This is a genomic window from Streptomyces sp. NPDC059850 (genome assembly GCF_042731515.1).
Classification (GTDB): domain Bacteria; phylum Actinomycetota; class Actinomycetes; order Streptomycetales; family Streptomycetaceae; genus Streptomyces.
Window position 1 is genome coordinate 71,677 of sequence record NZ_JBHWJI010000029.1, and the last position, 25,054, is coordinate 96,730.

The window sequence follows — 25,054 nt, forward strand, 5'->3', positions numbered from 1 at the left end:
CGGCCTTCTCAGAGATTTTTGAGTGCAACGAGAACCTCTCGGACCAGGCCGGTATCGGGCAGCCGCGCCGGGGCGGGTTCCGGGGCGGCGTCCGCTCCCCGAGAGGACGCCGCCCGGGGGGATGCCTCCCGAGGGGCCGCCCCGCTGCTGGGGTGACGGACCGAGATCCGGCCCTCGGCGAGCAGATCGGACAGCAGGATCGCGACGACGCCCACAGGCATGCGTAACCGCGCGGAGACCTCCACCAGCGCCATCGGATGGCGGCACAGCCTCAGAATCTGAACCGTCTCCGGGGCCATGCCCGCGGCCGGTTCGGACTCGCTGACGACCAGTGACACCAGATCGAATTCCGTATACGCGCGGCTACGTCCTCCCGTCGCGGCGAACAGCCGGTCCGGCTCTTCATGGACGTCCCAGCGCATCATGCCGTCGCGCCGCCCTCCTCCCCGGGCATGCGCTGCGGCGAGGTGAGGTACGAGAGAAGCCCGTCGACCAGCACGGACATGCTGTTGCCGACGATCCCCGGGTCGGCGTCCTCCCGGGCGAGCACCGCGAGATGGGCGCCCTCGCCCGCCTCGACGGTCATCAGCACCGCGCCGCCGACCGCGACCAGGGAGTGCTCCACGCTGCCGGTGCCGTCACCGAACTTGGTCGACACCGTTCTGGCCAGGCTCTGGATGCCGGAGGCGATGGCGGCCAGCGTCTCCGCCTCCGACTGGGTCAGATCGGAGGAGTGGGTGATCACCAGCCCGTCGTTGGACACCGCGAGCGCGTGCCGCGCCCCCGGGGTCTTCGCCAGCAGCGCGTCGAGCTTCCAGTCGAGGTCATGCGGGTTCATGAGGTCGTGCCTTCCGAGCGTGGTGTCGTGCGAGTGCGGTCCTGCTTGACGGCGGTGTGGAACGAACCGAACCGGTTCCCCGCCTCCGCGGGCTTCTTCCGTACGGGAGGCGGCGGCGCCGTTGGCGCGGCACCCCGCTCGGCGCCGGTCTCGACCTGCTTACGGCGTCGCCTGGGCAGCCCCTCGGGGGTGAGCGGATGGTCGCCGGACCGCTCCTCGGGCGGCTCCTCCCGCGGCGGTCGGCGGGAGGGGAGCACGGGCGCGGCGGTGCGGCGTTCCGGAGTGTGGGAGACCGGTGCGCGGTGGGCCGGTGCGTGGTGGCCCGGTGCGTGCTGCTCGGCTCGGGGCTCGGCTCGGGGCTCGGCTCGGGGCTCGGCTCGGGGCTCGGTGAGCAGCTGCTGCGGGATCAGTACGGTGACCGCCGTACCGCCCGTCGCGGACGACTGATACGTGACGCGCAGCCCGAACTTACGGGCGATCATGCCCACCACCAGCAGCCCCTGCCGGGTGCCGGACAGCTTCAGCATGCTCGACGGGTCGTCGGTGACCGCCTGCTGCGCCCGGGCGAGCATGTCGGGCTGCATGGCCAGGCCGCTGTCCGCGATCTCCACGGCGATCCCGCGCGGGACCTCCTGGACGTAGACGTTCACGGCGGTGGACGGCGGCGAGAAGCTCACGGCGTTGTCGATCAGCTCGGCGAGGAGCGTGATCACCTTCTCGGCCGCGGCGCCGACCACGGCCTGTTCGCTGGAGCAGCGGATCTCCACCCGCTCCAGCCCCTCGATACGGGAGGTGGCCGCCCGCAGCACCCGCCAGATGACGATGGGCCGGGGCCAGTGCTTACCGGACAGCGCGCCGGTGAGGACGGCGACGCGGTCGGCCATCCGGCCGGTCTGCGAGGCGGTGCTGTCGAGCTGGAAGAGGTCGTCGAGGGCATCGGCCTCGTAGCGGTCCTGCATCTCCCGCAGCCGGGCGAGGTTGCCCGCGACCAGCGCCTGGAGGCGACCGGCGATGCTGCGGAACGCGGCCACCATCTCGGTGCGTTTCTGCCGCTCCCGGGACAGCTCACCGCCCACGGTCTCCAGCAGGGCGCGCAGCGGGCCGGTCGCGGGCCGCTCGGTCCCGGCAAGGGCCTGATCGACCGGGACCCGGCCGCGCAGCTGCCCGACGAGGGCGGGTAACGCGGTGCCGACGGTGTGGTCGAGGTCCCGTGCCGCGTCGGCGGCGCGCTGCTCGCTGGCGGCGGCCCGCCGCTCCGCGGCCGCGACCCGCTGCTCGGTGGCGGCGACCTGGTCCCTCAGCTCGCGGACCTCGGCTTCGGCGCGCTCGGCGGTCAGCCGGTTCGTTTCGGCGATGGCCCCGGCCTCGGCGGCCCGGGCATCGGCCTGCGCGGCCCGGAACTCCAGCGCCCGTACGGCCGATTGGGCGCGCGCGAGGGCCGCGCCGCGGTGGGCGGCGGCCGCGACGGCGGCGCTCACCAGCGCCCCGGCCACGACCGCGCACCCGATCACCGCGGGTCTCGCCGCTCCGGGGGCGGCTGCCGCCGCCGCCCAACCGGCGATGCCGAGCACGGGGACGGTCGCCAGGAGGCCGAGGAAGGCCCGCTTGGCGGGGGAGTCCCACCGGCGGGCGCGCGACCGCTGACGCTGATCGGGGTGTATCGGAGTCATCGATTCCTCGCGGCCGGGGTCGAGCGGGCAACAGCCGCCGGGCGCCCTTGGGTCTAGCTCGGAAGAGTAAGTCCTCGGTAAAAGGCGGAAGTTAGGCGGTCAGTCTAGGCATCCGGCCGAGTGATTGTTCAAGATTGATCATCGAATTTCTTCGTCGGCGGGATGCGAATTCGGCCTGATCAATCGGACGCCGTCATGCGGGCGCATGCGGGCACCGTCACGCGGGCAGCGTCACGTGGGCGGCGCCACGCGGGCGGCGTCACGCGAGCAGCGGCCGGAAGACGGGAACGGCCGGGGCGCCCTCCCCCAGCACGCGGAAGACGACACTCAGCCGCATCCCGGCGCGCAGCCCGTGCGCGGGGTGGTCGACGATCCGGGTCATCATCCGCGGCCCCTCGGCCAGGTCCACGACGGCCGCGGTGTACGGGACCTGGGCGCCGAAGGGCGGGAGGTCGTTGCGGTGCACCTCGGACCAGGCGTAGAGGGCGGCGTCACCGCTCGCCTCCTCCCAGGCGACGTCCTCGCTCCAGCAGTGCGGGCAGAACTCGCGGGGGTAGTGATGGGCCCGGCCGCAGGAGCCGCAGCGGCGGATCAGCAGCCTGCCCTGGGCGGCGGCGTCCCAGTAGGGGCGGGTGAACGGGTCGGGCTCGGGCAGGTCGAAGCGGGGCGCCTCGGGGGCGCCGGAGGTGTCGGGGCCGCTCATGGGCACGCTCCCTTCCGGCCCGCCTTTCCTGACGACACATCAGTTTCGGGGGTCGGGCGGAGGCGCGCAAGGGGCGCCCGGAGACCCCCGTGACCGATCCGCAACCGATTCGGAATTCCTTTGACCGAAACCCGTCAAGCAGCGGACTACGCTCGCCACCATGGCCGATAGTCTCCCTGCGAGATCCCCTTCACCCGTCTATGTGATCGGCGGCGGACCGGGCGGGCTCGCCACCGCCGCCGCACTGGGCAAGCGCGGCATTCACGCCGTCGTCCTGGAGAAGTCCGACACGGTCGCCGCCTCCTGGCGGGGCCACTACGACCGGCTGCACCTGCACACCACCCGCCGTCTCTCCGCGCTGCCCGGGCTGCCGATCCCGCGCGCGTACGGGCGCTGGGTCGCCCGGGACGACGTGGTGCGCTACCTGGAGCGCTACGCCGAGCACCACCGTCTGGAGATCGCCACGGGCGTGGAGGTGACCCGGATCGACCGGTCCGGCGACGACACCGGCTGGGTGCTGCGGGCCGGTGGCGGACGCGAACTGTTCTCGCCGGTGGCCGTCGTCGCGACCGGCTACAACCACACCCCGCGACTACCGGACTGGCCGGGCCGGGACACCTACACCGGTGAGCTGCTGCACGCCCACCGCTACCGCAGTGCCCGGCCGTACGAGGGCCGGGACGTGCTGGTGGTCGGGGTCGGCAACACGGGCGCGGAGATCGCGGTCGACCTGGTCGAGGGCGGCGCGGCGCGGGTGCGGCTGGCGGTCCGTACGGCGCCGCACATCCTGCGCCGTTCGACGGCGGGCTGGCCCGCCCAGCGCACCGGCATCCTGGTGCGGCGGCTGCCACGGGGCGCGGTGGACCGGGCGGCGCGGGTGATGTGCCGGGTGAGCATGCCGGACCTGTCCGAGCGGGGGCTGCCGTGGCCGGAGGCCGGGCTCTACACCCGGGTACGGGAGGGCGCGATCCCCGTGCAGGACGTGGGGCTGGTCGACGCGGTACGGACGGGGCGGGTGGAGGTGGTCGCCGCGGTCGCGTCGCTGGACGGCGACAAGGTGGCGCTGGCCGACGGCTCGCGCATCGGCCCCGAGGCGGTGATAGCGGCGACCGGCTACCGGCGCGGGCTGGAGGACCTGGTCGGGCATCTGGACGTGCTGGACGGCCGGGGGCACCCGCTCGCCCACGGCAGGCGGACCCTGCCCAGCGCACCGGGCCTGTACTTCACGGGCTACACGAACCCGATCAGCGGCATGCTGCGCGAGCTGGCCCTCGACGCGAGGAAGATCGCCGCGATGGTGTCCCGCACGACGGCTTGATTTCGCCGCCCGCGCGGCGGCGTGAGCACGCCACCGCGCGGGCACTCTCTTGTTGCCGTCGCGCCGTACCGCCGGTAACGGCGCGCCGTCACCCTGCGTGTTCTCCGCGCACCGAGCATTCCTGACAGCCCGTCAGCTCTGTAGCCTGACTACTCAGTAATGTGACTGGGCGTCAGTTACCTGGTTATTGGCCAACGAGCAGGAGTGGCGGATACCCAATGCTTGGATCGACTCACGGCACCCTCACCACCAACTCCCGTCACGCCCGCGCCGTCGCCTGCGGGCAGCCCCCCGGGCCCGCCGTCCAGGTCCACAGCAGCACCTCGGCCCTCGGCGACACCGAGGACCTGGACGTCAGCGGCCGCCCGCTGCACGCCGACGTCCCCGACCTGGACCGCTTCTTCCGCCCCGAGGCGGTGGCCCTCATCGGCGCCTCCGACACCGAGGGCCGCCCCGGCACCGGCATCACCCGGCAGCTCCTCGCCTGGGCGGAGCGCGTCGGCGCCCGGCTGCACCCCGTGCACCCCTCCCGTCCGGCCGTGTTCGGCCTCCCGTGCGTCCCGTCCGTCGCCGAGCTGCCCGAACCCGTCGACCTCGCCGTCCTCCTCGTCCGCGACCCCCTCCCGGTCATCGAGGAACTCGCCCAGATCAAGGTCAAGTTCGCCGTCGTCTTCGCCTCCGGCTTCGCCGAGACCGGCGACGAGGGCGCCGCCGCCCAGGCCCGGCTGACCGCCGCGGCCCGCCGCGCCGGGCTGCGGCTGCTCGGCCCCAACACCAACCTCAACGCCTTCGAGGAGTTCCGCGACGACCTCGAAGGGCCCGCCATCGCCCTCATCACCCAGTCAGGCCACCAGGGACGCCCCCTCTACACCCTCCAGGAACTGGGCATCCGGCTCAGCCACTGGGCTCCCACCGGCAACGAGGCCGACCTGGAGAGCGCCGACTTCCTCTCCTACTTCGCCACCCGCCCCGAGGTCGGTGCCATCGCCCTGTACGCGGAGGGGCTCAAGGACGGCCGCGGCTTCCTCCTCGCCGCCGACCGGGCCGCCCGCGCCAAGGTGCCCGTCGTCGCCGTCAAGGTCGGCCGCACCGAGACCGGCGCCCGCACCGCCGCCTCCCACACCGGCAAACTGACCGGCGCGGATACGGTCGTGGACGCGGCCATGCGCCAGTTCGGCGTGATCCGCGTGGACGGCCTGGACGAACTCCAGGACACGGCCGCCCTGCTCGCCCGCGCCCGGCCCCCGCGCGCCGAGGGCGTCGTCGTGTATTCGATCTCCGGGGGCACCGGCGCCCACGTCGCCGACCTCGCCACCGCGGCCGGGCTCCCGATGCCCGCCCTCTCCGCCGAGAAGCAGGCCGAACTCCACCAGTGGATACCCGGCGACCTCTCCGTCGCCAACCCGGTCGACAACGGCGGCCACCCCGTGGGCGACTGGCGCGGCCCGAAGATCATCGACGCGATCCTCGCCGATCCGGCCGTGGGCGTCCTGATCTGTCCCATCACGGGCCCCTTCCCGCCGATGAGCGACAAGCTCGCCCACGACCTGGTCGACGCGGCGGAACGCACCGACAAACTCGTCTGCGTGGTGTGGGGCTCGCCCGTCGGCACCGAGGACGCCTACCGCACCACCCTCCTCGGCTCCTCCCGCGTCGCCACCTTCCGCACCGTCGGCAACTGCCTCACCGCCGTCCGCGCCTATCTGGGCCACCACCGCTTCACCGCCGCCTACCGCTCCCCCTTCGACGACGCCCCGCGCACCCCCTCCCCGTCGATGCGCAAGGCGAGCGGGCTGCTCCGCCCCGGCCAGCGCCTCAGCGAACACGCCGCCAAGCAGCTGCTGCGCGCCTACGGCATCCGGGTGCCGCGCGAACAGCTCGTCACCAGCGCCGCCGCGGCCGTCCGCGCCGCCGGGCTGGTCGGCTACCCCGTCGTCATGAAGGCGTCCGCGCCCCAGCTCGCCCACAAGACCGAACTCGGCCTGGTCCGCCTCGGCCTCACCTCCGCCAGCCAGGTCCGCGACACCTACCGCGAACTCACCGACATCGCCCGCTACGAAGGCGTCGAACTGGACGGCGTCCTGGTGTGCCAGATGGTCGAGCGCGGCGTCGAGATGGTCGTCGGCGTCACCCACGACAGCCTCTTCGGGCCCACCGTGACCGTCGGCCTCGGCGGCGTGCTCGTCGAGGTGCTGCGCGACACCGCCGTCCGCGTCCCCCCGTTCGGTGAGGACCAGGCCCGCGCCATGCTCGGCGAACTGCGCGGCCACGCCCTCCTCGACGGCGTACGCGGCGCGCCGCCGTCCGACGTGGACGCCCTGGTCGAAGTCGTACTGCGGGTGCAGCGCATGGCCCTGGAACTCGGCGACCAGCTCGCCGAACTCGACGTCAACCCCCTGATGGTGCTGCCCCGTGGCCAGGGCGCCGTGGCCCTGGACGCGCTGGCCATCTGCCGCTGAGCGCACGCCTCGCGCACCGCCGCCGCGCCCCCGACGCCGCGCCCACAGCCAGAGCGGCCCGAGCAGCCCGAGCAGCCCGAGGACCCTGAGGAGCCTTCCCATGACGTCTCCCTCCCCCGAAGAAGTGCTCGATTCCGTTGTACGGCACGCCACTGACAACGGGGTCGCCTGGATCACCCTCGACCGGCCCTCCGCGCTCAACGCCCTCACCCCTGACCAGCGGGAACGCCTGATTTTCCGGCTCGATCAGGCCTCCGCCGACCCGGCCGTGCGGGCCGTCGTGCTCACCGCCACCGGCAAGGGCTTCTGCGCGGGCGCCGATCTGCGCGGCACCCCCGCCGCCCCCGCCGAGCGGATCGCGGGCGATGTCGCGCGGCTGATCCGCGGCGGAGCGCAGCGGCTCATCACCGCCGTACTCGACTGCGAGAAGCCCGTCATCGCCGCCGTCAACGGCACCGCCGCCGGGCTCGGCGCGCATCTCGCGCTCGCCTGCGATCTGGTCCTGGCCGCCGAATCGGCCACCTTCACCGAGGTCTTCGTACGCCGAGGACTCGTCCCCGACGGCGGCGGCGCCTACCTCCTCCCCCGGCTGATCGGCCCCCAGCGGGCGAAGGAGCTGCTGTTCTTCGGCGACGCGCTGCCCGCCGCCGACGCCGAGCGGCTGGGGCTGGTCAACCGCGTCGTACCGGACGGCGAACTCGCGAAGACCGCCCGCGCCTGGGCCGAACGCCTGGCCGCGGGCCCCACGCGCGCACTCGCCGCCACCAAGGCGCTGGTCAACGCCTCGCTGGAGTCCGGCCGGGCGGCGGCCTTCGCCGCCGAGGCGGCCGCGCAGGAGACCAACATGACCACGGCCGACGCGAACGAGGGCGTCCGTGCCTTCGTCGAACGCCGCACCCCGGTCTACCGGGGCCGCTGACCACACCACACCCCACGAACAGGAGAGACGCGGAACCATGATGGGACACGCCGGAATGGCCGCCACCGCCGTCCGCTATCTGCGCTCGGCGGGCTCGCCCACCACCGCCGGGCCACCGCCACCGCCCCCGCCCAGCGCGCGCCGCGCACTGCGCGCCGTACAGGAGGATGAGCGCCCGCCGCTGTCCCCGGGGGAATTCCGCCGGGTGCTGGGCCACTTCGCGAGCGGCGTCACCGTGATCGCGACCACCGACGAGGCGGGCCCGACCGGCTTCGCCTGCCAGTCGTTCACCTCGCTGTCCCTCGACCCGCCGCTGATCGCCTTCATGGTGGCCCGTACGTCCACGACCTGGCCGCGCATCGCCCGCAGCGGCGTCTTCTGCGTCAGCGTCCTGGGCGCGGCGCAGGCCGGGCTGTGCCGGTCCTTCGCGGTCAGCTCGGCCGAGCGCCCGGACAAGTTCGCCGGTGTCCCCTATACCGCGTGCCCGGTGACCGGTTCGCCCCGCCTCACGGGCGCCCCCGCCTGGATCGACTGCACCGTCCACACGGTCCACACCGGCGGCGACCATCTGGTGGTGGTGGGCCGGGTGTGCGCCCTGGACACCGACGAGCGGGCGGCGGCCGACGGTCCGCTGCTCTTCCACCGGGGCGCGTTCACAGGGCTGGCGCCGGGTCTTTAGCGGCACCCCGCCGGATCATCAGCGACATGAGCGCCGCGACCGCGCACAGTCCGCCCGCCCCGATCCAGACGAGGTCGTACGAGCCGAAGGCGTCCCGCGCCAGGCCCCCGACGAACGCCACGAGCCCCGCGCCCACCTGGTGCGACGCCAGGACCCAGCCGAACACGATGGCGCTGTCCTCGCCGTACCACTCCCGGCACAGCGCGATCGTCGGCGGCACCGTGGCGACCCAGTCGAGCCCGTAGAAGACGATGAAGAAGATCATCGGCGGGTGCACCGTGTCGTCCAGCAGCAGCGGCAGAACCATCAGGGACAGCCCGCGCAGCGCGTAGTACAGGGCCAGCAGCCGCCGCGCGTCGAAGCGGTCGGTGAACCAGCCGGAGGCGATCGTCCCCACGATGTCGAAGACGCCGATCACGGCGAGCAGGCCCGCGGCCGCCGTCACCGCCATGCCGTGGTCGTGCGCGGCGGGTACGAAATGGGTCTTGACCAGGCCGTTCGTCGAGGCGCCGCAGACCGCGAACGTCCCCGCGAGTAGCCAGAACGTACCGGTCCTGGAGGCCGAGACGAGGGCCGTCACCGCGCGCCGGGCGGCGCCGCGGTGCGGAGCGGGCCGGGGCGCGGGCGGGCCGTCGGCCCCGTACGCGGCGAGCCCCACGTCGGACGGGTAGTCGCGCAGGAGCAGCCATACGCAGGGCACGATGGCGAGCGCGGCGAGCGTGACGGTCATGGCGGCGGGCCGCCAGTCGTGCTGCCGCTCGATGATCCATGAGAGCAGCGGCAGGAAGACGAGCTGCCCGGACGCCCCGCCCGCGGTGAGGATGCCGGTGACCAGGCCGCGCCGGGCGGTGAACCACCGGTTGGTGACGGTCGCGGCGAAGGCGAACGCCATGGACCCGCTGCCGAGGCCGACGAGCACGCCCCAGCACAGGATGAGCTGCCAGGGGGCGGTCATGAAGACGGTGAGACCGCCACCGATCGCGATGACCATCAGCGCGGCGACGACGACCTTGCGGACGCCGAAACGGTCCATCAGGGCGGCGGCGAACGGCGCGGTGAGCCCGTAGAGCGCGAGGTTGACGGAGACGGCGAACCCGATGGTGCCGCGCGACCAGCCGAACTCCTCATGGAGCGGGTCGATCAGCAGTCCGGGCAGGGAGGCGAATCCGCCCGCCGCGACGATCGTCACGAAGGTGACGGCGGCGACCAGCCAGGCCCGGTGCGGACGGCGTCGGCGGGTCCGCGGCTTCTCGTCCTGTCCGGGGGCTTGGAGAGATGTGGTTGTCTGCGTCACCTGACCAGCATCGGGCGGCGGTTTTCCCCAGGCGAGTGGCCCGTGGGACAGTGTTCGCTAGGATCGGGCCACACCGCTGCGACGGGAGGCCGGATCCATGACCCCGCTGGGGATGACCGAAAAGCTCCACCGTGTCGTCGTGCTCGCCCTGCCCGGCGTGATCCCCTTCGAACTGGGCATCCCCTACCGGATCTTCGGCAAGGCCCGTTCCACCGCCGGACGACCGCTGTACGAGGTGGCGACCTGCACCGCTGAACCCGGCCCCCTGGCCACCGAGGCCGACTTCCCGATCCTGGTCGAGCGGGGCCCGGAAGCCCTGGCAGAGGCGGACACCATCGTGGTGCCCGCCTCGTACGGGCTCGGGCCGGTGAAGGAGGACGGCCGACTGACCGCACCCCTCGCCGCCGCCCTGGCCCACGCCCGCCCCGGCGTCCGCTGGGTGTCCATCTGCACCGGCTCGTACGTGCTCGCCGCCGCCGGACTGCTCGACGGCCGCCCCGCCACCACCCACTGGTCCTCCGCCGACCACTTCCAGCGGCTCTTTCCGGCCATCGCGGTCGACCCGGATGTGCTGTTCGTCGACGACGGCGACGTCCTCACCTCGGCCGGAGTCGCCTCGGGCATCGACCTGTGTCTGCACCTCGTACGGCGCGACCACGGCACCGCCGTCGCCAACGAGGTCGCCCGGAACAGCCTGGTGCCGCCGCACCGCGACGGCGGCCAGGCCCAGTACATCCGGCGTCCGGTGCCCGCGCCCCATCAGGCCACCACCACCGCCGCCCGCGCCTGGGCGCTGGGCCGCCTCGACCGTCCCCTCACCCTGCGCGACCTGGCCGCACAGGAGTCGATGAGCGTGCGCACCTTCACCCGCCGCTTCCGCGAGGAGGTCGGCGTCAGCCCCGGCCAGTGGCTGGCCCAGCAGCGGGTGGAGCGGGCCCGGCAGCTGCTGGAGGACACGGATCTGTCGGTGGACCAGGTCGCGCGGGACGCGGGCTTCGGCACGCCCGCGTCGATGCGGCAGCATCTGCAGACCGCGCTCGGGGTCTCCCCCACCGCGTACCGGCGCACCTTCCGGACCTGCGCTTCCGCCTCCGGCTCGGGGGACGGGCCCGTTCAGCCGGAGGGCGGGCCCGTTCAGAACGTGAGCACGGCACGCGCCACCCGTCCGCCGCGTGCGTCGTCCACGGCCTTGGGGAAGTCCTCCACCGGGTAGACGCGGGTGACGAGTTCGTCCAGCAGCAGCCTGCCTTGCTGGTACAGCTCCGCGTACAGGGCGATGTCGCGCTGTGGGCGGGAGGATCCGTAGCGGCAGCCCAGTATGGACTTGTCCAGATAGAGGGTGGAGACCCGGAAGGCCGCCTCGGCGTCTGCGGGCGGAACCCCGAGCAGCACCGCCTGGCCGTGCCGGTCGAGAAGGTCGACGGCCTGCCGGATGAGCCGGGTGGAGCCGACGCATTCGAAGGCGTGGTCGGCGCCGGTGGGCAGGATCTCCCGTACGGCGTCGGGGTCACCGGCGAAGTGGGTGGCGCCGAAGCGCCGGGCCAGCGGCTCCTTGGCCGGGTTGTTGTCGACGGCGACGATGGTGGTCGCCCCGGCGATCCGGGCCCCTTGGAGGACGTTGAGTCCGATGCCGCCGGTGCCGATGACGACGACCGACTCGCCGCGGTCCACCCGGGCCCGGTTGAGGACGGCGCCGACGCCTGTGAGGACGCCGCAGCCGATGAGGGCGGCCGAGGTGAGCGGGATCTCGTCCGGGATCTTCACCGCCTGGACGGCCGTGACCAGGGTGCGCTGCGCGAACGCCGAGTTGGAGGCGAAGTTGAACAGCCGCTCGCCGCCTTCACGGCGGAAGGGGCGGCCCGGTCTGCCGATCGCGGCACGGCACATGGTGGGGCGGCCTCGGTCGCAGTCGGCGCAGGTACCGCAGTTGGCGAGGGTGGAGAGGGCGACGTGGTCGCCGGGGGCGACATGGGCGACGCCGGGCCCGACCGCCTCGACCACGCCCGCGCCCTCGTGGCCGAGCACCACCGGCACGGGAAACGGAATGGTGCCGTCGATGACGGACAGATCGCTGTGGCACAGCCCGGCGGCGGCCACGGCCACCAGCACCTCGCCCGGCCCCGGGTCGCGTACCTCCAGGTCATCGACCACCCGTGGCCCCACGCCGTCGAACACGACACCTCGCATGCCGCCCTCCCCCTCTCCCTCTCCCTCATCACTCGGGCACTCGGGTACTCGGACACTCGGGCCTTGTTGGTTCGGTCAGGAGGCCCAGACCACCGACTGGAGTTCGCTGTACGCGTGCAGCCCGAACGAGCCGCCGTCGCGGCCGACTCCGCTGTGCTTGAAGCCGCCGAACGGGGTTTCGGGGTGGCGCTGAACGGTGTTGATGCCGACGTTTCCGCTGCGCAGCCGGGCGGCCAGGGCCCAGGCGCGGCCCGCGTCGGCGCTGAAGACGTAGTCGTAGAGGCCGTACGAGGTGCCATTGGCGATCCGCACCGCCTCGTCCTCGTCGTCGAAGGGCAGGGCCACGACGACGGGGCCGAACAGCTCCTCGCGGGCCACGGCCATGCCGGGCTCGGCGTCGGCGACGAGGGTCGGCGCGACGTAGAACCCGGGCTTGACGGCGGGGCGTTCACCGCCGGTGACGATGCGGGCGCCCTGCTCACGGGCCCCCGCGAGGTACGCCTCGACCCGGTCGCGCTGCGCCGCGGAGATCAGCGGACCCACCACCGTGGAGTTATCCACAGGGTCCCCCACGGTCAGTGACTTTGCGTAATCTGTGAGTGCGGCGACCACCCGCTCGTACAGCGATCGATGTACGAGCACCCGAGTCGGCGCCGTGCAGATCTGCCCGCTGTGGAAGGAGAAGGTCGAACCGACCGCCCCGACCGCCGACGCGATCACTCGCTTGTCGGCGTCCCCAAGGACGATGGCCGCACCCTTGCCCCCCAGTTCCATCAGGGTGCGTTTCATCGAGTGGCCTGCGGATTCGGCGATCTTCTTCCCCACGGCGGTGGATCCGGTGAAGCTGACCATGTCGACACCGGGGTGCGCTACCAGCGCCTCGCCGACGGCCGCGCGCGAGCCGGTGACGACATTGAAGACACCGTCCGGGAGACCGGCCTCGGCCAGCAGCGGGCCGAGTTCGAGACAGGCCAGCGGGTCCTGCGGGGCCGGTTTGGCGACGACCGTATTGCCCATGGCGAGCGCCGGGGCGACCTTGCCCGCGAGATTGGCGAGGGGAAAGTTGTAGGAGGTGATACAGGCGACGACACCCACCGGACGGCGGACCGCCGCCGCGCCGATCAGCCCGCCGGGCGCCAGCGGGCTGGCGGCGACCGGCAGCGGGGCGAGCGGGATGGTGTCCGGTTCCATGGCGCCGCGCGCGTAGCGGCGGAAGCGGTCGGCCGCGGGGGGCACTTGGAGGGCCGCGGTGACCCGCAGTGTCGCGCCCGTCTCCGCCTGGACGAGGGGCACCAGGTCGGGGGCGCGCTCGGCGAGCAGGTCGGCCGCGCGGTCGAGTACGGCGGCGCGCTCCCGGGGGGCGGTGCGCGACCAGCCGTCGTACGCGGCCCGCGCGGCCCGCACCGCGGCGTCGGCGTCGGCCTCGTCGGCCTCGGGCGCCCGGCCGACGGTCTCCTCGGTGGCCGGGTTGACGACCGCGTAGTGCCCGGCCCCGGGCGCCCGCCAGGAGCCGCCGATCCAGTGCCCGTACGTCTTCCGCTCGTACGTTGTCATCGGGGCTCCCTCGGGAGGTGGAGTACGCGCTCGGCGATGATGTTGCGCTGGATCTCGTCCGAGCCGCCGTAGATGGTGTCGGCGCGGGAGAAGAGGAAGAGGCGCTGCGCGGCGTCGAGTTCATACGGCCGCCCCTCGGTCCAGCGCAGCGGCCCGAGCGCGGCCGCGGTGCCCCGCACCCGTACGGCCAGCTCGCCGAGCCGCCGGTGCCAGCCGCCCCACAGCAGCTTGGCCACACTGGGCGCCCCGGCGTCATGCGGCGCGGGCCGGTGCGGCGTGGATCGATGGGGAGGGCAGGCGGAGGAGGTGGGAGGGGAGGGGGTGGGGGTGGGGCCCCCGGGGGTGGGATTCCGGGCGGCGCCCAGCGTGCGCAGCGCGTTCCAGCGCATGACCTTCAGCTCGGCCCACTGCTGGATCAGCTGGTCGCGCAGGACGGGTTCGCGGGCGGCGCCGGTGTCCAGGGCCTGCCGTATGACGCGGTCGAGTTCCTGGGCGAAGCCGATCTGCTGGACCAGGGTGGAGACTCCGCGTTCCACGGCGAGCAGGCTCATGGCCACGCTCCAGCCCCGGCCCGGGCCGCCGACGAGGTGGTCGGGGTGGGCGAGGGCGCCGTCGAAGAACACCTCGTTGAACTCCGCGGTGCCGGTGAGCTGCCGGATCGGCCGGACCTCGATGCGCCCTGGCTGGTCCATCGGCACCAGCAGGAAGGAGAGGCCGTGGTGGCGTTGTGAGCCCTCCTCGGTGCGGGCCAGGACGAAGCACCAGTCGGCTTCGCGGGCGTGGGAGGTCCAGATCTTCTGGCCGGTGACGCGGTAGGTTCCGTCGCCCGGGTCGCGGACGGCGCGGGTGCGCAGTCCGGCGAGGTCGGAGCCCGCGTCGGGTTCGCTGTAGCCCTGGCACCAGAGTTCCTCGCCGCGGGCGATGGGGGGCAGGAAGCGGGCGCGCTGGGCGGGGTCGCCGTGGGCGAGCAGGGTGGGGGCGAGCAGGTTCTCGCCGATGTGGCCGAGCCGGGCGGGGGCTCCGGCGCGGGCGTATTCCTCGGCCCAGACGACCTGTTGGGTGAGGGTGGCGGCCCGGTTTCCGTAGGTGCCGTGGGTGCGGTCCCAGCCGAGCCCGATCCAGCCGCCGTCGCCCAGTTCGCGTTCCCAGGCGCGCTGGGCGGTGGCGTCGGCGGCGACATCAGCGGGGGCGGCTGCGGCGTTCGCGGGTTCGGTGACGCGGCCGGTCAGCTGGGCGTCGAGCCAGGCGCGGGCCTCGTCTCGGAAGTCTTCGTCACCGGGCCCGAAGGCGAAGTCCACGGCCTCTCCCCTTCCTCACATCGCACGGTGGGCGCGCGGATCACGCGTTGGGGCGCTGGTCGGCCGCGGCGGCCCGGGCCATGGCTTCGAGCTGGGCCAGCAGCGGCATGGGGTCGGTGCCGACCGTGCCGGGCAGGAAGTCGGCGATCTTCTCCGGGGTCCAGGCGCCCTCGGCGTACCCGGCGCGCAGTTCCCTGGGCTGGGCCCAGACCGCGATCTTGGGGCCCGCGATCGTATAGACCTGTCCGGTGATCTGCTCCGCGCGGGCCTGTTCGCTCAGCAGGTAGACGACCAGGGCGGCGACGTCCTCCGGTTCGCCGATCTCCTTCAGTTCCATCGGCACGTTGGCGGACATGCGGGTACGGGCGACCGGGGCGACGCAGTTGGCGGTGACGCCGTATTTGTGCAGGCCGAGGGCCGCGCTGCGGACCAGCGAGATGATGCCGCCCTTGGCCGAGGCGTAGTTGGCCTGCGCGACGCTGCCCTGGTGGTTGCCGCTGGTGAAGCCGATCAGGGTGCCGGAGCGCTGCCGCCGCATCACCGCGGACGCGGCGCGGAAGACGGTGAAGGTGCCCTTGAGGTGGGTGGCGACGACCGGGTCCCACTCCTCCTCGGTCATGTTGAAGAGCATCCGCTCGCGCAGGATTCCGGCCACGCACACCACACCGTCGAGCCGTCCGAACCGGTCGACGGCGGTGTCCACGATGCGCTGGCCACCGGCCATGGTGGAGACGTCGTCGGCGACCGCGACCGCCTCCGCGCCCGCCGCCGCGATCTCCTTGACCACCGCTTCGGCGATCTCGCTGGTGGGTTCGCCGCCTTCGATCGAGACCCCGTAGTCGTTGACGACGACCTTCGCGCCCTCGGCCGCGCAGGCGAGGGCCACGGCGCGTCCGATGCCGCGCCCGGCCCCGGTGACGGCGATCACCTTGCCGTCCAAGAAGTTGGCCACGTCGCGTCCCCTCCCGGAGTTTCTGACGGACCGTTAGATTTTTGAGCAGACCCGCCCCGAGTACAAGCCCTGGAACGGAACCGACCGAACGGATCCTCCCGAGGAGGCGTCATGCCGCTGCCGCCCGAGTTCCACGACATCGCCCAGCGCGTCAACAACTGGGGGCGCTGGGGCGCCGACGATGAGATCGGCACGCTCAACCTGATCACCGACGCGGTGGTCCGGGACGCCGCCGCGACGGTGCGCACCGGCCGCCGCGTCCCGCTCGCGGTTCCGCTGCGCCAGGACGGCATCCAGACCGGGCTGATCCCCGGACGGGTCAACCCGCTGCACACCATGGTCGCCGTGAACGCCGAGATGTTCGGCCCGGATACGGTCGCCACCAGCGACGACGCCGTGACGATGGGGCTGCAGGCCGGTACCCACTGGGACGGTCTCGCCCATGTCTCGCACTCCGGCCGGATCTACAACGGCCGCCCCGCCGCCTCCGTCACCGCCCATGGCCGCGCGGCCTTCAGCGGCATCGACACGGCGCGGCACATCGTCTCGCGCGGGGTGCTGCTCGATGTCGCGCGCGCCCGGGGAGCGGACCGGCTGCCCGAGGCGCACGCCGTCACCCCCGAAGACCTCGCCGCCGCCGAGGAACTGGCCCGGGTCACGGTCCGGCCCGGCGACATCGCGCTCGTACGGACCGGGCACATGCGGCGCTATCTGGCGGGCGAGCGGGAGGCGTACGCGTTTCCGTCGCCGGGTCTGTCGATCCGCACGCCCGAGTGGTTCCACGCCCGTGACGTGGCCGCGGTCGCCAACGACACGCTCGCCTTCGAGATCTACCCACCGGAGATCGAGAACCTGTGGCTGCCCGTCCACGCCCTCGACCTGGTCGAGATGGGCATGCCGCAGGGCCAGAACTGGAACCTGGAGGAGCTGTCGGCGGCCTGCGCCGAGGAGGGCCGCTACACCTTCCTGCTGTCGGCCACGCCCGAGCCGTTCACCGGCGGGACCGGCGCCCCGGTCGCGCCCGTGGCGATCCTCTGAGATCAGCGAGGGGACGGGCGGGGGCGGACGGGCGGGCTGGGCCTATCGGGCGGCGGTGCGCTCATGCACACCCCGAGCACGGCATCGCGCACCGCCACCCGGCTCCGGCGCCGAGCCCTGATCAGGCGCCGGGCCGCGACCCGCACTCGCCAAGGTACGGCCGCGTGAACACATGGTTCACACAGACCACATAGCCCTCGGCGTCCCCTCGCGACGAATCGCTGATCCTAGAGTGATCACTCGGCCACGTCACGTCAACACCTGGTCTGGACTTTGTGGGGTCCGACCCAGATGTGAGGGAGCGCGGGAGGCGCCATGCCCCGTCAGAAGGGGCTTATCGCGCGCCCCGTGATCGTCGCGCTCGGCGCGCTCCGCGCCGTCCGCGCACTCGTCCCGCCGATCGCGGTCGATCTCGCACCAGATGCGCTTGCCCGCGCCCTCGGGCTGCCAGCCCCAGCGGTCCGCGAGGCCGTCGACCAGCTCCAGCCCGCGGCCGTTGGTGGCCTCCTCGTCGGCGCGGCGCTGCCGCGGTGCGCGGGCGCTGGCGTCCGCGACCTCGATCCGCACCGCGCCCACCTCGGGCCCCTTGTCCGTGGGGGGCTCGGCCGAGCCCTCACCGTCGCTACCGCCACCCGTGCCGGTCTGCGCGGGAAAGCGCATGCGCAGCACGGCCGGACAGCCGGTGTGCACCACGGCGTTGGTGACGAGTTCGGAGATGAGCAGGATCAACGTCTCGGCGAGCGGCTCATCGGCCCCGATACCGGACCCGGCGAGCCGCGAACGCGCCCACCGACGGGCGCGGCTCACCTCCGCGGGGTCGGGCCGGACCTCCATCTGCATCTGAAGCACCTGCACCGCTCACACCATCCGAACCGGCGGACACATCGCCTCATACCTCCAAGAGGTCCTCCAGGAGGTCACGGAACGTGACTCTCCCCCGGCTGCCGCCGGGAGGTACCCCCTTGCGAGAGAGCATGGTTGACGTACAGTCACCCCAACAAGCGCTTCGGTCATATTCCAGCGCCAAGGAGTATGCGTGGGGCATACTGTGCGACGCACGCCCCGGGGACTCGAACAGCGAGGCCTCGCCGGAGCGAGCCCCGTACGAGCGGGGCACATCGGTGTGCCCGGAGTCGCCCCACGGGCCACGCCGGGTTCGTTGTACCCCAAAACCGCTCGCACCCAACGGAGAGTACCCGAGCCGGAGCCCGACTCCCCCCTGTGACGAGTCACGCCTAGGAAACAACCCGATATCAACGCTCGGTCACCTCAAAGCCTCGGGGGATCTCCCCCAGAGAATGCGACATCCCAACAATTCAGGCGTATCCATGGAGCCCGGTTACAAACCTGTTTCGCCGGTCAACAGGAGTCCGGCGGCGAGTTCCTCCTCGGCCGCGGCCGCCGTCTGCCACTGTTCGGCGCGCACCCAGGCCCGTTTGAGGTGCAGATGGACATCGGCTTCCCAGGTGAAACCCATCCCACCGTGCACCTGAAGGCAATCGCGGGCGTTACGGACGGCCGCCTCGTCGGCGAGCAGGGTGGCGGCGGCGATGTCACCCGCCTCTTCTGTGACCGCGGCGGCGTACACCACACTTCTGGCTGATTCGGCGCGCACGAGCATCCGCGCGCACAGATGCTGTACGGCCTGGAAGGCGCCGATCGGACGGCCGAACTGCGAGCGCGCCGTGGCGTGGTCGACCGCCATCCGGACCGTACGGGAGGCGCTGCCGAGCTGCTGGGCGGCGGTCAGCAGGGCCGCCTCGCGGCGCAGCCGGGCGGCCACCCCGCCGACCGCGATGCCGCCCGTGCTCGCGGCCACTCCGTCCACCCGGTGCAGCGGTGTGGCCGGGTCCACGGAACGTATCGGCCGTGCCGCGTCCGCGAGCGCGGCCGCCGGACGCACCCCGGCGTCCTCGCCGTTCAGCACCAGCACGGCGTCCGCCGAGGCCAGATGCTCCACCAACCCATCCCCGGCACCCCGGTCCAGCGCGGTGACCACGGCGGCCCCCTCGGCGGCGTCGACGGCGCCCAGCCCCGCCGCGAGCTGGGTGGCGACCAGTGGCCCCGGGAGCAGGGCCCGGCCCGCCTCCTCCATGGCGAGCACCGCCTCCGGCAGTCCGAGCCCCACCCCGCCCGCCGCCTCGGGCAGCCGCAGCGCGAAGAACCCGGCCGTGCCCAGCTCCCGCCACAGGGCACGGTCCAGCGGCCCCGCGCCCGCCCCGGGGCCGTCCGCCACCGCCCGTAACCGGGCGCGGGGGAAGCGCCGTTCCAGCAGTTCGCGCATCCCGTCCCGCAGCGCCCGCTGGTCGTCGTCAAGCCGAAAGTCCACGGTCATCGCCCCTTCGGCAGGCCGAGGATGCGCTCGGCGACGATGTTGCGCTGGATCTGCGAGGTTCCGGCCGCGATGGTGTACGAGAGGGATGACAGCCGGTCCGCGACCCATGCGTGCCCGGCGTCCAGCGCGTCCGGGCCCAGCACCTCGGCGGCCGCCTCGTACAGCTCCTGCCGTACCTCCGAGAAGCGGAGCTTGAAGACCGAGCCGCCGACGCCCGGCACCCCGCCGGTGCGCTGCGCCTCGCTCACGTTCCACTGGGTGAGCCGCCACAGCGCCGCGCAGTCGGCCGCGAGCCGCCCCAGCCGCCGCCGCAGTACCGGGTCGTCCCAGCGCCCGTTGGCCTTGGCGGTACGGGCCAGCGCCGCCAGGACCCGTCGGCAGGCGACGACCTCGCCGACGAAGGCCGTGCCGCGCTCGAAGGAGAGGGTCACCATGGTCACCCGCCAGCCGTCGTTCTCGTCCCCGATCCGGTGGTCGACGGGCACCCGCACCTCGTCCAGGAAAACCTCGGCGAACTCGGCGGTCCCGGCGAGGGTGCGCAGCGGCCGTACGGTCACGCCGGGCGCGTCCATCGGCAGCGCGAGCCAGGTGATGCCCCGGTGTTTCGGCGTGTCGGGGTTTACGGGCGTGGTGCGCACCAATAGTTCGCACCAGTCGGCGATCTCGGCGTGCGAGGTCCAGATCTTGCTGCCGCTGACGATGTAGCTGTCGCCGTCCCGTACGGCCCGGGTGCGTAGGGCGGCGAGGTCGGATCCGGCGTCGGGTTCGGAGAAGCCCTGGCACCAGACCTGGTCGCCGCGGAGGATCGGCGGCAGCCAGCGGGCCCGCTGGGCGGGCGTGCCCTCGGCGGCGATGGTGGGGCCCGCGTGCAGCAGGCCGACGAAGTTGGCGCCGACGTAGGGCGCGCCCGCGCGTTCGGTCTCCTCCAGGAAGATCAGGTGCTGGGTGGGGGTGGCGCCCCGGCCCCCGGCGTCCTCGGGCCAGTGGAGTCCGGCGTATCCGGCGTCGTACAGCATGCGCTGCCAGCCGCAGTCGTAGGTGCGGCGGGCGGGCCAGTCGGCGGGGTCGGGGCGGTCCGGCAGGGTGGGGAGGACGTCCGCGAGCCAGGCGCGCAGTCCGTGCCGGAAGTCCTCCTCGTCCTCGGTGAAGGCGAGATCCATCGGCGGCCGTCCTCCCTCTTCTGAAGCGGCCTTCTGATGTGCTTTTCTGATGTGGCTTCCTGACGAGGCGTCAGATCAGGCGGCAGAGGCAGGCTAGTCCGCACCCCCTGGACCGACAAGACGGGAGGCCGGGATGACCGACACCGCACACGCCCTCGGCACATCGGCGACGCTGTGGGAACTGCTGGAGCGGCGCGCCGCGCTCACCCCGGACGCCACCGCGCTGATCCAGGCCGCCGCCAGCGGCCGACACGACCGGAGGCTGACCTTCCGCGCCCTGCTCACCCGCGCGGAGCGCACGGCGGCCGGGCTGTACGCGATGGGGGTGGGCCCCGGCAGCCGGGTCGCCTGGCAGCTGCCCACCCGGCTGGAGACGGTCGTGCTGACCATGGCGCTGGCCCGGCTGGGCGCCGTACAGACCCCACTCATCCCGTACTACCGCGACCGCGAGGTGGGGTACGCGCTACGGGCGTCCGGCGCGCGGTACTTCGCCGTCCCCGGGGTCTGGCGCGGCTTCGACCATACGGCGATGGCACACCGGCTGGGCGCCCGGCTGCCGCAGCCGCCGCACGTCTTCGAGGCGTACGACGCGCTTCCGGTCGCCGACCCGAAGGCGGCGAAGCTGCCGCCGCCGCCCACCGACGGGACCGCCGTCCGCTGGATCTACTGGACCTCGGGCACCACCTCCGACCCCAAGGGCGTGCTGCACACCGACCGCAGCCTCATCGCCGCCGGATCGTGCCTCGCCCACGCGCTGCGGCTGCGACCCGACGACGTCGGCTCGATGGCGTTCCCGTACGCCCATGTCGCCGGGCCCGACTACACGGTGATGCTGCTGCTGTACGGCTTCCCCGCCGTGCTGCTGGAGCACTTCGCGCTGCCGGACTCCCTCTCCGCGTACCGGCGGCACGGGGTGACGGTCGCGGGCGGCAGCACCGCCTTCTACTCCATGTTCCTGGCCGAGCAGCGCAAGGACCCCGCGCACAAGCTCATCCCGACGCTGCGGCTGCTGGCCGGCGGCGGCGCCCCCAAGCCGCCCGAGCTGTACTACGAGGTGGTGCGGGAGCTGGGGTGCCGCCTCACCCACGGGTACGGGATGACCGAGGTTCCCATGATCACGATGGGGTCGCCGGACGACGGTGACGAACTGCTGGCGACGACGGAGGGCCGCCCGCCCGCGGAAATGGAGATCCGCGTCGTGGACGGGGAAGTGCGGCTGCGGGGCGAGGCGGTGTGCGCCGGATATCTGGACGCGGCGCAGACCCGGGAGGCGTTCGACGCGGACGGCTTCTTCCGCACCGGCGATCTCGGCCAGCTGACGGCAAGCGGTCACCTCGTGCTCACGGGACGCGCCAAGGACATCATCATCCGCAAGGGCGAGAACATTTCCGCGAAGGAGATCGAGCAACTGCTGTACCGGCATCCGGATGTGGGGGACGTGGCGGTCATCGGCCTGCCGGACGCGGAGCGCGGCGAGGTGGTGTGCGCCGTGGTGGAGCAGCCGGTGGGGGCGGCGGCGCTGACGGTGGAGGGCGTCGGGTCCTATCTGCGGGACGTGGGGCTGTCGGTGCACAAGGTGCCGGAGAGGGTGGAGGTGGTGGACGCGCTGCCGCGCAACGAGACGCTGCGGAAGGTGCTGAAGTACCGGCTGCGGGAGCGGTTCGGGGGCGCGGTCCGTTAGGGGGTGTCAGCCCGATGTGCTGTAGGTGGCCGTCGCCTGCTCGAAGTGCTGGTTCACCGCGCGGCGCTCATCGGCCGGGCCTATCGCCAGGACCACGTGATAGCGCCCGCCGATCAGCATCGCCGAGTTGCGCGCGTACACATCGCGGCCGCTGCTGTCCCGCCAGCTGAACTGCCCCTCGGCCATCGCCGTCCGCCCGACGTCGATCCGCTTCAGCCCCGAGGACGACGCCCACGCCGAGTCGCGGAAGGCGGCCAGTTCGGCCTCCCGGTTCTGCTGGTACGCCATCGGGTCGGCGCCGTAGTCGGACACCTTGTCGCGCCCGGCCACGATCACCAGCTCGATGTCGCCGCCGATGTAGCGGACCTGCCCGCGCGCGTTCTCCCCGCGCCGGGTCCAGTCCTCGTCGACGGCGACGGTGAAGCCCTTGGGGTCCTTGCGGACCTCGAAGCCCTTGGCGAGACCGGCCGGTTCGGTGGACTGGGGCTCGTCGGAGCCCGTTTCCGCCGTGCCGCCGCCCTGGTCGGCCTCGCCGCCCGCGCCAGACGACGGTGACGCCGGGTCGTGGGGGGCGCTGGGCGCCGGGCTCCCGGCGCCCGCCGAGCCCGTACGGTCCTGGCTGCCGGTGTCGTCGGCGCGCGGCATGAACATCATCGCGTACAGCACCGCCGCCGCCAGGCCCAGCAGTATCAGCAGGAGCAGCATCCGCCCCAGCCTGCGCGGCTTGCGGCCCGAGGGCTGCTCCGCTCGCGGGGCCGGGCCCGGTTCGCGCGCGGGCTTCGCCCTCTTGTGCCGCCCGTGCGCGGCCGCCGTCCGCTCCGGGCGCACCCGGTCCGGGCGCACCCGCTCGGGACGGCCCCGGCCCTTGCGCACCAGCCAGCCACGGCGGCGCACGATCGGCAGCCGGCTGGGGTCGGACCCCCCGCCCGGACCGATCGACGGAACGGTGACCGTACTGCTGCCGACGTCCGGCTCCGGCGCCGACCTGATCAGCGAGCGCAGCCAGCCGCGCAGCTCCTCGAAGCCGGGCCGCTCGGTGGGGTCCTGGCGCATCAGCGACTCGACGACGGGGCGCAGCGGACCGCACTCCTCCGCGTACGCGGGCGCCTCCGCGCACACCATCTGCACCAGCTCGGCGGCGTTCTCCTCCGGGTACGGGGCGTGGCCCTGGACGGCGCGGAAGAGCAGCACGCCGAGCGCCCACAGGTCGGCGGCCGGGCCGACGGGCGGCGCCAGCTGCCAGTTCTCGTGTACGGGTCCGGCCTGCTCGGGCGCCCAGCGCTCGGTGACGGCGCCGACCACGACGATCCGCGCCTGCCGGGCCCGTTCGGCGGCGAGCGCGGTGGCGGGACCGCGCGGCGGGCCGCCGTCCGCCGTGCCGCCGCTGTCCCAGGAACCGCCGCCGCCCTCGCCGTTCGGCTGCCGGGGCACCGTGGCGCCCTCCGGCGTGGGGGAAGCGGAAACCGAAGCGGCAGCGGAACCAGAAGCGGAATCGAAACCGGAGGCAGTGGTGCCGGGCCAGGGCGCGCCCCCGGTGAGCGGTCCCGGCCCCGGCTCCTGGGCGGAGGCGGGGTGCTGGGGTGCGTCGGCGTTGGCCCGTGCGGCGGCCGCGCGGGCTCCCGCCGCGTACGCGGCGATGGCCTTCGCCCGCGCCGCGCGCGCGGCCGCCCCCTGCGCGTCGTCCGTGGCGCCGCCCTGTACGTCGTCTCCGGCGCCCTGCGCCGGGATGTGCCCGGTCCCGTCGGCGGCCCATTCGGCTTCCGGTTCCGGCCCGTCCCAGCCGCCTGGCGCGGTGCCGAAGCCGGTGCCGAAGCCGGTACCGCTGCCGGTACCGCTGCCCAGTCCGTTGAAGTCCGGGCGGCGGCCGTGGTGTTCATGCGGTCCGGCCGACCCGGCCGACTCCGGATAGCCGTACGCCCCGGCCTCATGGTCGCCGTCGCCCGCGCCGCGCGGAGCGGCGAAGCCGCCCGCCGCGCCCTGGTCGCGGTAGACCGGGCCCTGGTCGCGGTAGGCGGGCCCCTGCGCGCCGGTACGCGGCCCCGGCGACGCCGCCGGGCCCTGGCCGCCGGACCACTCGTCGCCAGGGCGCTCGCCCCCGGGCCACTCGCCGCCCGGACGCTGATCGGCCGGGGCGCTCTCGTAGCCGTGCGGCAGCGCCGGGGTAGGGGCGGCGGGGGGCGCGCCGCCGTAGCCCTCGGCCTCAGCGGCCGCGCCGCCGTCCATCGGCCTCGGCACCGGGTCGTAGCCGCACAGCGCCTCCTCCGCCGCGCCCGCCGCCAGGCCCGTCAGCATCGCCCGGCCGTCGTCGCACAACAGCACCGTGCGGGCGGTGATGTTGCGGTGCGTCCAGCCGTGGGCGTGGAGCGCGCGGAGCGCCGTCAGGACGTCGCTGGCGACCTCGGCGGCGCGGTGCGGGGACAGATTCTGCTCGGCGAGCAGCGCGGCGAGCGGGCGCCCGGCGACGAGTTCGCTGACGATCCACAGGCTTCCGGCCTCCGTGAAGACGTGGAAGACCTGGCCGAGCGCCGGGTGGTCGGGGACCTGCGCCGCCGCGGTCGCCGCCTCCAGGGCGCGCCGTACGGCGGGGTCGCCCGCGCCCCGGGCGGTACGGGACGCTCCGTTGAGCGCCCCGCCCGGGTGGCCGTCGTCGTCGACGACTTCGGCGTCGACGACCTCCGGAAGCGGTATCTGCCGCAGATGAACCGGCTGTCCGCTGTAGGTGTCGAAGGCGCGGGTCTCGGTGAACTCGTACTCGTCGGCGGACGGCACGGGCAGGCGATACCGGTCGGCCAGCACCCGGCCCGCGTACTCGTCCACGACGCCTCCCCTCGCGCACGATCAGCGCGTTCAACGTCCCTTATGCGATCAGCACAGCACCAAGCCGTCAATTATGGTCGTTTTGGCGGGTTCATGCGACTGCGCACGGTCTACGGGCACTCACGATACGGGCCTGCGCGACGCTTCGCCGT

At 73.4% G+C, this 25,054-nt stretch carries 20 protein-coding genes; 7 read left to right on the top strand and 13 right to left on the bottom strand.

Translation table 11 applies throughout. The features are described 5' to 3' along the window. Nucleotides 1-8 precede the first annotated feature (8 nt). The 4 genes from ACFV9T_RS23935 to ACFV9T_RS23950 all read right to left on the bottom strand — a co-directional run bounded on the left by ACFV9T_RS23935 (nt 9) and on the right by ACFV9T_RS23950 (nt 3,211). The gene (locus ACFV9T_RS23935) at nt 9-425 is read right to left on the bottom strand and encodes a DUF742 domain-containing protein (protein ID WP_385443666.1); all 417 of its coding nucleotides are present in this window, start codon (nt 423-425) and stop codon (nt 9-11) included. Further along, on the bottom strand, nt 422-838 hold the full coding sequence (locus tag ACFV9T_RS23940) for a roadblock/LC7 domain-containing protein (RefSeq protein ID WP_385443668.1): 417 nt from the start codon (nt 836-838) through the stop codon (nt 422-424). Before ACFV9T_RS23940 ends, ACFV9T_RS23935 begins: the two co-directional genes overlap by 4 nt. Continuing rightward, entirely contained in the window at nt 835-2,508 is a 1,674-nt protein-coding gene (locus ACFV9T_RS23945; RefSeq protein WP_385443669.1) for a sensor histidine kinase, read from the bottom strand. The genes ACFV9T_RS23940 and ACFV9T_RS23945 overlap by 4 nt, the downstream gene beginning before the upstream one ends. Nucleotides 2,509-2,767: 259 nt before the next feature. Then, the gene (locus ACFV9T_RS23950) at nt 2,768-3,211 is read right to left on the bottom strand and encodes a Zn-ribbon domain-containing OB-fold protein (RefSeq protein ID WP_385443671.1); all 444 of its coding nucleotides are present in this window, start codon (nt 3,209-3,211) and stop codon (nt 2,768-2,770) included. Between the two features lie 160 nt (nt 3,212-3,371). Between ACFV9T_RS23950 and ACFV9T_RS23955 the strand changes: the two genes are divergently transcribed. The 4 genes from ACFV9T_RS23955 (at nt 3,372) to ACFV9T_RS23970 (ending at nt 8,586) form a co-directional block, all read left to right on the top strand. After that, nucleotides 3,372-4,529 (top strand): flavin-containing monooxygenase, encoded by a 1,158-nt coding sequence (locus ACFV9T_RS23955; RefSeq protein WP_385443672.1) that lies wholly within the window; start codon nt 3,372-3,374, stop codon nt 4,527-4,529. A 218-nt stretch (nt 4,530-4,747) separates the two neighbouring features. Then, a complete protein-coding gene (locus ACFV9T_RS23960) occupies nt 4,748-6,988 on the top strand; it encodes an acetate--CoA ligase family protein (protein WP_385443675.1) in 2,241 nt (746 codons plus the stop codon). A 100-nt stretch (nt 6,989-7,088) separates the two neighbouring features. Beyond that, nucleotides 7,089-7,907 (top strand): enoyl-CoA hydratase/isomerase family protein, encoded by an 819-nt coding sequence (locus ACFV9T_RS23965; protein WP_385443677.1) that lies wholly within the window; start codon nt 7,089-7,091, stop codon nt 7,905-7,907. Nucleotides 7,908-7,962: 55 nt separating this feature from the next. Then, complete coding sequence (locus tag ACFV9T_RS23970) at nt 7,963-8,586, top strand: flavin reductase family protein (RefSeq protein WP_385443716.1); 624 nt, start codon at nt 7,963-7,965, stop codon at nt 8,584-8,586. On the opposite strand, the gene ACFV9T_RS23975 is transcribed toward ACFV9T_RS23970, so the two are convergent. Next, nucleotides 8,561-9,880 (bottom strand): MFS transporter, encoded by a 1,320-nt coding sequence (locus ACFV9T_RS23975; protein WP_385443679.1) that lies wholly within the window; start codon nt 9,878-9,880, stop codon nt 8,561-8,563. The two genes, ACFV9T_RS23970 and ACFV9T_RS23975, sit on opposite strands and share 26 nt — an antisense overlap. A gap of 97 nt (nt 9,881-9,977) precedes the next feature. Between ACFV9T_RS23975 and ACFV9T_RS23980 the strand changes: the two genes are divergently transcribed. Continuing rightward, nucleotides 9,978-11,093 (top strand): GlxA family transcriptional regulator, encoded by a 1,116-nt coding sequence (locus ACFV9T_RS23980; RefSeq protein ID WP_385443680.1) that lies wholly within the window; start codon nt 9,978-9,980, stop codon nt 11,091-11,093. Here ACFV9T_RS23980 and ACFV9T_RS23985 read toward each other — a convergent pair. The 4 genes from ACFV9T_RS23985 to ACFV9T_RS24000 form a co-directional block, all read right to left on the bottom strand. Further along, nucleotides 11,015-12,067, bottom strand: a complete 1,053-nt coding sequence (locus tag ACFV9T_RS23985; protein ID WP_385443682.1) for a Zn-dependent alcohol dehydrogenase — start codon at nt 12,065-12,067, stop codon at nt 11,015-11,017. The two genes, ACFV9T_RS23980 and ACFV9T_RS23985, sit on opposite strands and share 79 nt — an antisense overlap. Nucleotides 12,068-12,142: 75 nt before the next feature. After that, nucleotides 12,143-13,621 carry an aldehyde dehydrogenase family protein gene (locus ACFV9T_RS23990; RefSeq protein WP_385443683.1) on the bottom strand — a complete coding sequence of 493 codons (1,479 nt, stop codon included), beginning with the start codon at nt 13,619-13,621 and terminating at the stop codon, nt 12,143-12,145. Next, the gene (locus ACFV9T_RS23995) at nt 13,618-14,919 is read right to left on the bottom strand and encodes an acyl-CoA dehydrogenase family protein (RefSeq protein ID WP_385443685.1); all 1,302 of its coding nucleotides are present in this window, start codon (nt 14,917-14,919) and stop codon (nt 13,618-13,620) included. Before ACFV9T_RS23995 ends, ACFV9T_RS23990 begins: the two co-directional genes overlap by 4 nt. Before the next feature lie 40 nt (nt 14,920-14,959). Then, nucleotides 14,960-15,871 (bottom strand): SDR family oxidoreductase, encoded by a 912-nt coding sequence (locus ACFV9T_RS24000; RefSeq protein WP_385443687.1) that lies wholly within the window; start codon nt 15,869-15,871, stop codon nt 14,960-14,962. A gap of 111 nt (nt 15,872-15,982) precedes the next feature. Between ACFV9T_RS24000 and ACFV9T_RS24005 the strand changes: the two genes are divergently transcribed. Next, a complete protein-coding gene (locus tag ACFV9T_RS24005; RefSeq protein WP_385443688.1) occupies nt 15,983-16,909 on the top strand; it encodes a cyclase family protein in 927 nt (308 codons plus the stop codon). A gap of 249 nt (nt 16,910-17,158) precedes the next feature. Here ACFV9T_RS24005 and ACFV9T_RS24010 read toward each other — a convergent pair whose 3' ends face one another. The 3 genes from ACFV9T_RS24010 to ACFV9T_RS24020 all read right to left on the bottom strand — a co-directional run bounded on the left by ACFV9T_RS24010 (nt 17,159) and on the right by ACFV9T_RS24020 (nt 20,404). Next, on the bottom strand, nt 17,159-17,764 hold the full coding sequence (locus ACFV9T_RS24010; protein ID WP_385443690.1) for an ATP-binding protein: 606 nt from the start codon (nt 17,762-17,764) through the stop codon (nt 17,159-17,161). Between the two features lie 484 nt (nt 17,765-18,248). After that, entirely contained in the window at nt 18,249-19,238 is a 990-nt protein-coding gene (locus tag ACFV9T_RS24015; protein ID WP_385443692.1) for an acyl-CoA dehydrogenase family protein, read from the bottom strand. 2 nt (nt 19,239-19,240) lie between these two features. After that, nucleotides 19,241-20,404 (bottom strand): acyl-CoA dehydrogenase family protein, encoded by a 1,164-nt coding sequence (locus ACFV9T_RS24020; RefSeq protein WP_385443693.1) that lies wholly within the window; start codon nt 20,402-20,404, stop codon nt 19,241-19,243. A 133-nt stretch (nt 20,405-20,537) separates the two neighbouring features. Between ACFV9T_RS24020 and ACFV9T_RS24025 the strand changes: the two genes are divergently transcribed. Beyond that, nucleotides 20,538-22,085 (top strand): class I adenylate-forming enzyme family protein, encoded by a 1,548-nt coding sequence (locus ACFV9T_RS24025; RefSeq protein ID WP_385443695.1) that lies wholly within the window; start codon nt 20,538-20,540, stop codon nt 22,083-22,085. Nucleotides 22,086-22,091: 6 nt separating this feature from the next. Here ACFV9T_RS24025 and ACFV9T_RS24030 read toward each other — a convergent pair whose 3' ends face one another. After that, a complete protein-coding gene (locus tag ACFV9T_RS24030) occupies nt 22,092-24,902 on the bottom strand; it encodes a protein kinase (protein WP_385443697.1) in 2,811 nt (936 codons plus the stop codon). Nucleotides 24,903-25,054 lie beyond the last annotated feature (152 nt).